The organism is Fluviispira sanaruensis, from assembly GCF_004295685.1.
In the GTDB taxonomy this organism is placed as follows: Bacteria; Bdellovibrionota_B; Oligoflexia; order Silvanigrellales; family Silvanigrellaceae; genus Silvanigrella; species Silvanigrella sanaruensis.
The window spans coordinates 2,510,952-2,523,312 of the sequence record NZ_AP019368.1 but is presented as its reverse complement, the minus strand read 5'-3'; the positions used below and the strand labels follow the sequence as shown (position 1 = coordinate 2,523,312).

10 protein-coding genes are annotated in these 12,361 nt (G+C 35.5%); 6 read left to right on the top strand and 4 right to left on the bottom strand.

The genetic code is table 11. From position 1 onward, the window contains the following. The first annotated feature begins 18 nt into the window (after positions 1-18). From EZS29_RS10600 to EZS29_RS10590, 3 genes are all read left to right on the top strand, one after another. Positions 19-1,314, top strand: a complete 1,296-nt coding sequence (locus EZS29_RS10600) for a hypothetical protein (RefSeq protein ID WP_130610148.1) — start codon at positions 19-21, stop codon at positions 1,312-1,314. Beyond that, the gene (locus tag EZS29_RS10595; protein WP_130610145.1) at positions 1,280-2,620 is read left to right on the top strand and encodes a class-III pyridoxal-phosphate-dependent aminotransferase; all 1,341 of its coding nucleotides are present in this window, start codon (positions 1,280-1,282) and stop codon (positions 2,618-2,620) included. Before EZS29_RS10600 ends, EZS29_RS10595 begins: the two co-directional genes overlap by 35 nt. A gap of 140 nt (positions 2,621-2,760) precedes the next feature. Beyond that, the gene (locus EZS29_RS10590; protein ID WP_130610142.1) at positions 2,761-3,744 is read left to right on the top strand and encodes a hypothetical protein; all 984 of its coding nucleotides are present in this window, start codon (positions 2,761-2,763) and stop codon (positions 3,742-3,744) included. 1 nt (position 3,745) lies between these two features. Here EZS29_RS10590 and EZS29_RS10585 read toward each other — a convergent pair whose 3' ends face one another. From EZS29_RS10585 to EZS29_RS10570, 4 genes are all read right to left on the bottom strand, one after another. Further along, positions 3,746-5,011 (bottom strand): serine hydrolase domain-containing protein, encoded by a 1,266-nt coding sequence (locus tag EZS29_RS10585; protein ID WP_130610139.1) that lies wholly within the window; start codon positions 5,009-5,011, stop codon positions 3,746-3,748. A 535-nt stretch (positions 5,012-5,546) separates the two neighbouring features. After that, positions 5,547-6,308 (bottom strand): ethanolamine ammonia-lyase subunit EutC, encoded by a 762-nt coding sequence (gene eutC, locus EZS29_RS10580; protein WP_130610136.1) that lies wholly within the window; start codon positions 6,306-6,308, stop codon positions 5,547-5,549. 10 nt (positions 6,309-6,318) lie between these two features. Further along, positions 6,319-7,698: an ethanolamine ammonia-lyase subunit EutB gene (locus tag EZS29_RS10575; RefSeq protein WP_130610133.1), complete on the bottom strand. Its 1,380-nt coding sequence runs from the start codon at positions 7,696-7,698 to the stop codon at positions 6,319-6,321. A 259-nt stretch (positions 7,699-7,957) separates the two neighbouring features. Then, entirely contained in the window at positions 7,958-8,632 is a 675-nt protein-coding gene (locus EZS29_RS10570) for an L-threonylcarbamoyladenylate synthase (protein WP_172603895.1), read from the bottom strand. A 180-nt stretch (positions 8,633-8,812) separates the two neighbouring features. On the opposite strand from EZS29_RS10570, the gene nuoD reads away from it, so the two are divergent. Genes nuoD through nuoF form a run of 3 tightly spaced genes read left to right on the top strand, consistent with a single transcriptional unit; the run spans position 8,813 to position 12,361 of the window. After that, positions 8,813-10,516 carry an NADH dehydrogenase (quinone) subunit D gene (nuoD, locus tag EZS29_RS10565; protein WP_130610126.1) on the top strand — a complete coding sequence of 568 codons (1,704 nt, stop codon included), beginning with the start codon at positions 8,813-8,815 and terminating at the stop codon, positions 10,514-10,516. 12 nt (positions 10,517-10,528) lie between these two features. Next, positions 10,529-11,059, top strand: a complete 531-nt coding sequence (locus EZS29_RS10560; RefSeq protein ID WP_130610123.1) for an NADH-quinone oxidoreductase subunit NuoE family protein — start codon at positions 10,529-10,531, stop codon at positions 11,057-11,059. Between the two features lie 9 nt (positions 11,060-11,068). After that, the gene (gene nuoF / locus EZS29_RS10555; RefSeq protein ID WP_130610120.1) at positions 11,069-12,361 is read left to right on the top strand and encodes an NADH-quinone oxidoreductase subunit NuoF; all 1,293 of its coding nucleotides are present in this window, start codon (positions 11,069-11,071) and stop codon (positions 12,359-12,361) included.

Here is a 12,361-nt window from a genome sequence, read left to right as displayed (position 1 = left end):
TTTTAAAAAGAGGTTTCTATGTCAAGTGATGATCATAATATGCATGAATGTCGCGAGAACTTCTTAAGACTTGTTTTAAAAGATCCTCCCTTGATGAAAAGCAAAAGCTCTCAAAGTTATTTTGAAAGTTATATAAAGAACAAGAATAAACTTGATTTTTATCTAACAAATAGAGAGAAATTAATTTTTTTAATTGGCCCTTCTGGATGTGGGAAATCTCACTTTATTGAAAATTATAAAAAGAGTCAGAATAAAGAATATTATTTTAAAACGAAAAATTTCATAGGTATATCAAGATTAAATGAAGCATATCTTCATCTTTCCGGATATTTGAAATCATTAATTATTATTTTTAGTCTGATTTTTTTTATTTTTATAGTTTCAAATATTATTGAATATTACGATTTTGAATTCATTTCTTTGAGCATTTTATTGTTTTACATTTTTGCTGTGAATAAATTTAATATAACTTATGCATGCTCAGAATACATAAGTTTTTTTAGTAAAAGGATGGCTCTAAAAGGTTTACCAATTATGAGCTTAGCTTATCAAATTCTTGAAAAAAGAAATATAAGTTATTTAAACAAACATAAAGTCATGATTATTGAGGATCTTGACTGCAGTTCATTAAAGGAAAATGACAAGTGGGCTCTCTTGAGCAATCTGTGGAATTTAAAAACGACTTATATTGTTCTGTTAAATTATATGAATTTAGACTGTAGTTTAGATAGTATGCGTTTTCATCTCTTGCAAAAATGTGAAAAACTGGAAGGAAAAATGATTGAATTTAATCCTTCATGGCAATTGAATGAAATGATTATGATTGAATATTTGAGGTCTTTATTTCTTTTGAATGATGAGTTTAAAACTCCTTTTTATCGGCCAGCATGGTTGGAATATTTTACTCCTCGCGAGCTCATTTGCACCATTGATAAATTTAAATATGATTTTGCTCAATATAAATTTAAAAAATACGGCGAAACGGGAGATGTTTTTTTTAACTGTATATTGATCAGAACATTTCTCCTTGCCTATATGGATAAGCAATGTTTATTAAATATCGATGACACACTAAAAATATATTTTGTTGGCAAAGAAGATTCTGCTACTCCACAAATTATTAAAATATTTTATCAATCTATTGAGACTTTTTTGTCGAATGATGTATTCAACAGAGAGCAAGAGGAGACAAGTCTCGCAATAAGAAAGCAGATCTTTCTTGAGAGTGAAGAGCAATTGCTCAAATTTTTTGATGAAAATTTAAATAATTGGAATAAGAATGATGAAAATGCATCCGAGAAAACAGACAGATAAACTTTTATCTCGCCTTCAAAAAGTGGAATGTCCTGACACAACTTTTTTTGCAGAACGTTTTCCAATTGTGATGAAGCGTGGAAGTGGAATGTGGGTGCGTGATGTGGATGACAATCGCTATCTCGATTTTACAGCATGTTTTGCAGTTCTTGCCTTAGGCCATCGGCCAAAAACTTCAATTCATGCTATGCGCAAACAAGCCGCATCTTTATTACATGGGATGGGAGATGTGCATCCCACTCTCCCCAAAATAAAATTGTTAGAACTGTTAGCTGATTTGTCACCTTATGCAAATGCGAAATCCCTTTTAGGGCAGAGCGGTGGAGACGCAATAGAATCAGCTATGAAGACATCGATGCTTGTCACAGGGAGAAGTCGCTTTTTAAGTTTTTCAGGAGGCTATCATGGACTCCAATTTGCTCCTCTTGTGTTAAATGATCGCACAGACTTTACTCAGGGTTTTGAGTCGTGGATTTCCGGTAAAACTTTTATATTACCTTTTCCTTACTTCAAAGGTGATATTTCTTTTGATAATTTAACAGATGACTTTTTACAACAAGAGCATAAACTCGAAAATCCTGATAAAGTTTTACAGTTATTAGAAGAACAACTTAAGAAAAAAGAATATGCGGCTTTGGTCATGGAGCCCATTCAAGGGCGTGGTGGTAAACGAGGATTTTCCAGTGAGTTTGTGAAGCAGTGCAAAGATCTTTGTGCAAAATATGGCACCCTACTTGTTTTCGACGAAATCTACACTGGTTTTGGCAGAACAGGAAAAATGTTTGCGTATGAGCATTACAATGTGATTCCTGATCTTCTCTGCGTTGGGAAAGCAATGGGAGGAGGTCTGCCCATCAGTGCGTGTATCGGCGAAGTGCTCGATGTTTGGGGTAAGTCAAAAGGCGAAGCGCGTCAGACCCAAACATTTTTGGGCAATCCTATAGCTTGCGCTGTTGCTTATGAAACTGTGACAGTGATACAAAAAAATCTTCCTCTTTTTCAAAAGGAATTAATAAAAATTGATGATGTTTTTGCTAAATTTATACATGCAATGAATGAAAATAATTTAATGAAAAAATTTCCGTTTGAAATTCGTGGCAAAGGATTTATGCGTGGTATCTGGTTTTATAAGCAAAATGAAGGTTTCTCTGTTCCGTTAATGGAGCGATTGCTTGAAGCGGGTTATCTAATACTACCTGAAGGGCCGCGTGCAGATGTTCTTTCATTAACTCCACCTCTTATAGCAAAAGCAGAGCACTTTGAGAAAATATTAAATGCGCTCGTGCTTGAATTGAAGAAAATATAAAATAAATGAAGTAAATTGTAAAATTGAAAAATTTCAAAGCATTTCATAATTAAAAACATTATTTAATTTAGACCTTGATTGTCACTCTAACTTTATTTATAAATAATAAGAATTGAAATAATACAATTGAGGAAATATTTATGATAAATCAGCAAACAGAACATTATGATGTTAAATATGGTGTGCATATTGAAAGTTTGAAGATTGAGTTTGAAAACGAATTTCTAAAATATAGTTTCAATGAAGTTTTTAATTTTGATTCCAAGAGCTATGTGAAGTCTATTTTAAATAAAATATATGATTATGAAAGAGCAGAGAAAATAAGAAGCGAAAATTTTTTAGCTGGAACTACGCCAGATGACTATCTTTATAAGTTAATTTATCCTTCTGAAGATGCAAAAGCCATTTGTGGAGTCTTTTTTAGAAGAGGAGATTTAAATAATGCTTTTGTCAAAGTATTTCTTGTGAGTAGGCTAAAGTTAAATGAAAAATTTTTAAATAAATTAAAGGAATCAGCTTTAAATGCATATGCTAAATTTAATCCCAAGCATATAGAAATTATTTTGGATACAAGTGTTCCTTCTGCTGAAATAGAAAGTCTAAAAATTCTCCAAAATGAACGCATAGTTGTTGGTAATATTCATAATATCATTGAACAGAATCAAGGCAAAATGATCTCATCTCTCTGTTTAAATATATCGCAAAATTTAAATTGGTATAAAAATTATACAAATATTTATACAAAAAGTATAGAAGATCTGAATGATCCTAGCAAGAATTGGCCGCGGGCTGAAAGTGAAGAAAAAATAAAAGAATGTTTTTCTCATGGCCTTTTATATGATGTCCAATTTATGGGTGATTGGGTTGGCATTATTGCAGGAAAAAAAGACACATTATTTGGATCTAAAGCTATTTCCGTTGTCGAAATTATTTTGGACCACGACTATAGAGGAACGAATCTTGGTAAATATATCTATATTTTATTCGCAAGAGAAATTGATAAAAGAAGGGATTTAAAAGATCATTTATTTTTATCTGGAAATATTTATTATAAGAATAAAATGGCTCTGAATGCCGCACTTTCTTGTGGAAGAAAAGATATCGCAGGGAGTTTTTTGTTTTGAGTTAGTATAATCCTTTGATTTCATCTGGAAATAATAAGTTAGGATATTTGTCTTCACTTTTACAAAACTTAGGCAAGTTCTGTGTGGACTTATATTTATTCATTTTATCATTTATTATTTCATCATCTTCTAAAGATTTTAGAAATTTCTGAAGCATGACTTCTTGAAACTTCACTTTTTTGGGTAGTTTTGATGTGGAATATGCAAAAACAACACCACTGCATGGAAACATCCCTGCGAATGATAAGTAGCCAGGAAAATACCCTGCGCTGAGCCACAAGATGCCATTGCTTGTTGTCATGGAATACACTGCAGGCGTAAAACCAGTGAATGAAAAGTTTTTTAAGGGAGTCAAGGTGACAAGCTCGAGAAATGGACTTTGAAATGGAGGAGCTTTGGGCAATTTTGGATCGGGAGGCATTTGACCTTTATTAAAAATATCAATCTTATTTCGCATTAAATTTTCGAACCAAACAACAAGATCATTAGGATTTGAATAAATTCCTCCCATACCTTGTGCCCACGATGAATTTAGCTTAACAACATCGACTTGTTCTCGGGAATATCCATGTACTAAATTGTTTATAATGTTTGCGGGAATATCATCTGCACTATAGTGAGTCTTTTTTAAATTATTTTTTGCGAAGATTGAATTATATAGATCTGAGAGACTTTGATTAGTTACTTTTTCAGCAATGAGGCCGAGTAATAAATAATTTGTATTGCTGTTATCCAGTTGTGTTCCTGCAGGAAATGCAACTGAGCCGTCATAGGGAATATCTAAAAGTTCTTTATTTTTCCAGATTTTTGTAGGGTTTTTAATTAATTTATCTACCCACCGAAAGGATTTTGTATAATCAAGGATACCACTCGTATTATAAAGAAGATCGCGAATCGTTATCTTTTTCCAAACCGGATATTCTGGAAACCATTTATCGAGTTTATCAGCATACTTTATTTTCTTTTCGTTTATTAAATTTAAAATTAATTCTGCAGTGAATGTTTTTGTTAATCCGCCAATTTTAAAAAGGGCATCTTCACTTAATTTTTTATCATCACCTTTGCTATATCCACCTGTAACATAATTATAATAATCATCTTGTCCAGCCATGGAAACACTGAGCCATATAGTTGGGATTTGATATGTTTCGCTCGCCCAACGAATGGAGTCATTTGTTTCTTTAGAAAATTTTGCTGAAAATGCAAATGAAACTAAATTTATATAAAATAAATAAAGACACAGTGCAGAGTATAGGATTTTTAGCATAACTCACCTTTATAATTAAGAGAGTGTTTACTTTTAGCAAAAAACGCATGCGCCTATTTAAAATTCCGTGGTAAGCATTCTGATTTTATTATAGGCGTTTTTCTAAGACAAATAATACTGGCAAATATTTGAATAATTTATAAGCTTATATACATTTTTAAAATTTTGGAAATCCTGTCTTAGGAACTGTTGCCTCACTTTGGCAAAATTGTGGGATCTTTATTTGTGATTTATGCTTTTTAATATGTGCGATTACCGATGGATCGGATTTTAAAATTTTAAATATTTCATCGAGGAAAAAAGGATGGAACCCTTTTTTTTGCGGAAAGTTTGAAGCGGTATATGAAAAAACAATACCATTGCAAGGAAACATACCCACTAACGAAACAAAACCTGGTGTCATACCTGGTGTAAAATTGAAATTACGCTTCGTAAATTACTTTAAAATGGCATTTTCATACTTTGATTTCTTTTTTCCAGGCATTTCCAGGTTAAAAAAATCTTTTCTTCGGGACATTTATTCTTAAATTTCATTTTACTCGGAGATTTCTTTCCTCCCTGAGCTCTCATCCTTTAAAAGAACACCAGTTGCTTTTATTTTGTCAGCTTCAAGTATCAGCCACTTAAGTTTGTATGCAGCTTCCTTATAAGATAAGCCTTGCGGTCTGATATTTGATATACAATTGCGCTCTGCATCCGTACGTCCGACTCTTGGATTATAGGTTAAATAAATACCCAAACTGTCGGGGGAGGATAAACCAGGTCTTTCACCTATCAGTAAAACGGAAAAGCGACATTTCATCAATTCGCCGATTTCATCGCTTATGGCAACACGCCCTTGCCGAACTAAAACAATATTAGAAAATGTATAGGCTGTATTGAGAAATTCATTTTGTATTGCTTGAATGACTGAAAGAGAATGACTGTTCGCCGCTGTGGCGGATAATCCATCAGAAATAATAATACAGATATCTTTTTCATTCTCGTTTAATGTATGAATTTTTATTTTACTTTCTTCACAAAGTTCTCGACCAAAGTTTGGATTTAACAAATAAGTTGCTTTGTCTTTTGCTTTGCTATGAACAATTTGAGCGTTTAATTTTAAATTTTCTAATTTCTTTTGTAAAGTTTCGACTTGAAAATTTTCATAGATAGCATCGCGTGCGAGTGCGTGGGATAAATTAAAATCGAGTAAGGCATTTGTGGGTAAACTATTTCCTGTTCGACCTTGAGCGATTCTTGCGTCGGTGTGCTTTTTTAAATAATGCCAAACGTCTTTTTTGCTTATATTATTCATCTTTTTCTCTTTATATAAAATTTTCAAGTAAAAGTGGATGATCTTGGGTTGGATTGATCATATGCTGTTTAGCATTTTGTAAACCCATTTTATTGAGCCAGGCATCAAATTCAGGTGCTCTTTTTAAACCGAGTAGATCTCGTATATAAAGAGCATCGTGAAAGGAAGTGCTCTGATAATTCAGCATGATGTCATCTGCACCGGGAACGCCCATAATAAAAGTAACACCAGCATTTCCGAGTAAAGTTAACAACACATCCATATCATCTTGGCAGGCTTCAGCGTGATTGGTGTAGCAGATATCACACCCGATAGGCAGACCGAGAATTTTTCCGCAAAAATGATCTTCAAGTCCAGCACGAATAATTTGTTTTCCATCATATAAATATTCTGGTCCAATAAAACCAACAACGGTATTAATCAATAATGGGGAGAAATGGCGAGCTACAGCATAGGATCGCACTTCGCAGGTTTGTTGATCCATATTAAAATGTGCATTGGCTGAAAGGGCGCTGCCTTGCCCTGTTTCAAAATACATAACATTGTTACCTAACGATCCTCTATTCAATGAATGTGCAGCTTCTTGCGCTTCTTTAATAATATTTAAATTAACCCCAAAATGCTGATTTGCTTTTTCGGTTCCTGCAATAGATTGAAAAACAAGATCGATGGGAATATTTTTTTCGATCATTTTAATTGTATTTGTTACGTGGGTTAAAATACAAGACTGTGTTGGAATTTCATAGCGATTTATTATTTCTGCAAGCATAGTATTTAAATTGGAAAGAGTTGAAATATTATCACTCGCAGGATTTATTCCAATCACAGCATCGCCACTGCCATAAAAAAGACCATCAAGCAGTGATGCAGCAATCCCTTCGGGATCATCGGTTGGATGGTTGGGTTGTAACCTTACTGAGAGATGTCCTTTGAGTCCTAAGGTATTTCTGAAACGTGTGACGACATTACATTTGCGTGCGACATGGATGAGATCTTGATTGCGCATTAACTTGGAAACGGCTGATGCCATTTCGGGGGTGATTCCCGCAGAAACTTTATTAAGAGTTTCGGTGTCGACTTCATAAGAAAGCAGCCAATTTCGGAACTCTCCTACAGTTAAGTGTGAAATATATTTAAAAGCTTCTTTATCATGTGTATCAATAATAAGTCTTGTTATTTCATCGGTTTCATAGGGGACGAACTCTTCTTGTAAAAAACATTTTAACGGAACTGCTGCGAGAGTTATTTTTGCTGCAACTCTTTCGACCGCATTTTTTGCACTGATCCCTGCAAGAACGTCTCCTGATCGCTCAGGAGATGCTTTCGCTAAAAGTTCTTTTAGATTTTGAAAATGATATATATTGTTTTGAATTGCTGTTTTAAAAGACATTTATAATTTCCTTATTGTAAAAGGTATTTTAAATTAATGCATTTTATCGCAAAATGCGATCACTTTTCCGAATATGTTTTCAGATGTTGCAATGCCTCTTGAGCTGACTCAGGAAAGTAATTGATTTATTATTATATTTTAAAGTCACATTTTAAAAATCGAACAGTAACTAGAGAAGATAGAGAAGAGAAAACTTTATTGAGAATAGTTCTCAATAAAGTGCGATTAATTTGACTCTGAAATGAATTTAGAAAATACTTTAGCCAATACCCAATATTTCAAGATCCCATCCACCCTCACGCACAACCAAGGGTTCATTTCCGGAAAAATCGATGACAGCAGACACATGAATAGGAACAACTTCATCATTTTCGAGAGCAAGATCCACTTTTCCATGCGTAATTTGATTGCATATTTCTGTTACATTAATCCACCATGAGTCATGCTGATTTTCTTCGGAAAAATAATCTTGGGCAATCAGTTCATCTTCATCAGTAACGCTTGTAACGAGGAGAGGATTTTTAAATTCCTCAAGAATATTTATGAGCACAGGATGATTCGATATGCGAATTCCGACAGTTTTACGTTTGGGACCAGCTGCAATTTTTGGAGTATTTTTATTACACTGTAAGATAAAGGTATAGGGGCCAGGCCAGACACGGGTGGCAATCCGAAAAATTTGTGTGCTTAAATTAGCCATTTGACTGACTTGTGAAATGTTTCTACACAACAAACTAAATGGTTTATTTTTAGGATGTCCAGGACGGAGTTGCAGAAATCGAGTGTGAGTTGATTCACGCGATGCATCGCCGATAAAACAATAACCTGTTTCACTCGGAGCAAGTATAATTCCTCCGCTGTCAAGAATTTCGGTTGCAGTTTTTATATGTCTTTTTTCAGGATTTTTTTGATGTATGCTTAAAAATTGGGTCATAAGGATCGCCTTCTTTCTCATTTAGAGAATTTATTTGTATATTGCAGAAACCGATTTGTCATTTGATCTTTATATTTGAGCAAGGCATTTCACATTCTGGGTTTTGCAAGTTGACATCTTGTTCGGGATGCATTCTTATGGCACCGAAAATGTAGCACGTCAGGGGAGGATATATCCGCGATGGATGCTTTTTACGCTACGATTATTGAAGATGTGAAGAATATCGTTTCGGCAAATGAATTTAAGTTTGAAGAACGTGCACATATGGAGCACGAACAAACTTTATCTATTGCGAAAGATAAAATTGTTGAAGTCATGCTTTGTCTTCGTGACAAACATAAATTTGAATTTATGATGGATCTCTGTGGTGTCGATTGGCCAGAACGTGAGAAACGATTTGATGTCGTTTATCATTTATTATGTCCTAAATCTAACAGACGTTTGAGAGTAAAATGTGAAGTAGGTGAAAAAGAATCTATTCCATCTATCATGAGAGTTTGGAAAACCGCAGATTGGTTTGAGCGTGAAGCATGGGATATGTACGGAATTGAATTTGCAGGACATCCTGATTTACGCCGTATTTTAACTCATAATGAATTTAAAGGTCACCCACTGCGCAAAGATTACGCAGCAGATCACAATCAAGCAATGCGTGGTGAAGGACTCGAAAATATTTTTGAAAAAGACCGTGAACGTCTTATGAAAAAATACAATCATGAAGATCTTATGTGGATCAATATTGGGCCAGCCCATCCCGCAACGCATGGTACTTTACGTTTTATGTCCGTTATTGACGGCGGTGAACGTATTAGAGAAATGGATGTTGAAATTGGATATTTGCACCGTTGTTTTGAAAAAATGTGCGAAAATCATAATTATAATCAAATTATTCCATATACAGATCGCTTGAATTATTGTTCGGCACCTATGAATAACAGTGCATTTTGTGAAACTGTTGAAAAATTAATCGGAATTAAAGTACCAGAACGTGCACAAATGATGCGCATGATTATCGATGAACTTTCACGCATTATGGATCACTATGTCTGTGTCGGTGCAAATCTTGTTGACTTAGGCGCGATCACAGGTTTCTTTTATTTATTTGAAGAACGTGAATTAATTTATGCATTATTTGAAAAATTATGTGGTGCAAGATTAACTGTTTCTTTAATGCGTATCGGTGGAATGGGTTTTGAAGTTCCAGAAGGTTGGCTTGAAGAGTGCAGCCGTGTTATCGATAAAATTGAAAAACGTCACGCTGAAATTGAAAGTCTTGTTACGACAAATCGTATATTTGTGCAACGCACAAAAGGATCAGGTATTTTACCGAAAGATCTCGCTGTTCAGTATGGTTATACAGGACCGTGTTTGCGTGCAACAGGCTATGAATACGATATTAGAAAAGAAGAGCCTTATTGGTTTTATGATCAAGTCAAATTCGATGTACCCGTTGGCGTGCATGGGGATACCTATGATCGTTACCTCGTACGAATGGAAGAAGTGCGTCAAAGTATAAAAATTCTCCGCTGGTGTCTTGCAAATATGCCTGGAGGACCCATCAATGTTCCCGATAAAAATATAGTTCTTCCAACGAAGAAGGATGTTTACGGAAATATCGAAGGGCTCATGAATCACTTTATGCTGATTATAAAAGGTGTTCAACCGCCTATAGGTGAAGTTTATCACCGCAGTGAAGCAGCCAATGGTGAGCTTGGATTTTATGTCATTTCTGATGGCTCAGGAACTCCTTATCGAGTGAAATGCCGTCCACCTTGCTTTGCGCTGTTAAGTGGTTTTCCAGAAATGGTGCGCGGAAATTTCCTCGCCGATGCTGTTGCTGCTTTAGGAAGTATCAATATCATTGCAGGCGAACTCGATAGATAAGGGGCACTCTATATGCCAATTTTTTCACCAGAACTTACTAAAACCATTGAAGGTTTTCTAACTCGCTACGAGACAAAACGTTCGAGTATTTTACCTATTCTGCATGCGATTCAAGATGAAAAAGACTGGATATCCGATGAAGATATCGATGCTCTTGAAAAGAACTTTGGCCTTTCAGCTGTCGACGTCAGAGAAGTGCTGACTTTCTATACGATGTACAGGCAGACTCCTCCTAAGCCTTACCGCTTTGAAGTCTGTAAGAGTATTTCTTGCTGGCTGATGGGAGCGAACGACACAATTAAAACTTTGCGCCATGAAATAGAAAAAGCAGAAAAAGAAGGACGTCCACTTCCATTTGAAATTCATGGAGTCGAGTGCTTAGGGCAATGCGGATATGCACCCTCTACTCTCATAAATAAAGATCGCCATAATAACGTTACACCTGAGAAAGCTTTGCAACTTTTAAAAGAATACAGTGCAAAAGAATTGCCAAAAGCGGCAGTTCTTTGTGCTACTAATTTAGCTGCAAAAGCGCAAAAATAAGGAGACTCCATGCCAGTTATTAAGAACGAATATCAAGGGCGTAAACCTGATGAGTTTCGTATTTTGCTTGGTCTTGAAGGGTATCCTGACTCAAGAAATATCAAAACATATATTGAAAAAAGCAATGGCTATAAAGCTTTGGAGAAAGTTCTCAAAGGTGGAATGAGCTCAGAAGATGTTATTAACACTGTGAAAGCATCGGGTTTAAGAGGTCGTGGTGGAGCAGGATTTCCAACAGGTCTGAAATGGAGTTTTGTGCCAAAAGGACCAGGGGAAAAATATCTGATTACAAACTTCGATGAAGGTGAGCCTGGCACATATAAGGATTGCTATATCTCTGAAGTCACTCCTCATTCCCTCGTTGAAGGAAAAATAATTGCATCTTATGCAATTGGTGCAAAGAAAAGTTATATCTATATTCGAGGGGAATTCCACAACGAAATTCGCTGGTGCCAAGAAGCTATTAAAGAAGCTTATGCGGCAGGCTACTTAGGCGAAAACATCATGGGTTCGGGTTTTACCCACCATATGGATGTTTACTCAGGTGCAGGAGCCTATATTTGTGGAGAAGAAACAGGACTTATCTCTTCCTTAGAAGGAAAAAAAGGCCAACCAAAATTAAAGCCACCGTTTCCAGCAATCAAAGGCTATCTTGGCAAACCCACTGTTGTGAACAACGTTGAATCCTTAGCTGTGGTTCCATGGATTATTAACAACGGACCTGAAGCTTATAAGAAATTTGGTACAGAAAAATCACCTGGAACAAAATTATTTAATGTCAGTGGACCTATTGCAAAACCTGGTTGTTATGAACTTCCGTTAGGCTACCCACTTATGCGCTTTATCAACGAAGACTGTGGCGGACTTATTGGTGGGAAAAAGCTAAAAGCTATTATTCCGGGGGGGTCTTCCGCTCCTGCCTTGACAGCAAAAGAATGTGAAAACCTAACTCTTGATTATGAAGCGATTGCAGGAGCAGGGTCCATGCTTGGTTCCGGAGCTATCATTGTCATACCTGAAGATGTCAGCATGGTGTCTGTTCTTGAAAATTTAATGGATTTTTATGCGCATGAATCCTGTGGACAATGCACGCCTTGTCGTGAAGGAACGGGTTGGCTATATAAAATTTCAAAGCATATTTTAAAAGGCAAAGGGACAAAGACGGATATGGATCGAATGTATTCAATTGCAAATAACATGCGTGGGAAAACAATTTGTGTTCTTTCCGACGCTGCTGCCGATCCTGCTCGCGCCATTGTTACTAAATTTGCACATGAATTCGAACCATATCTTAAAGGGTAA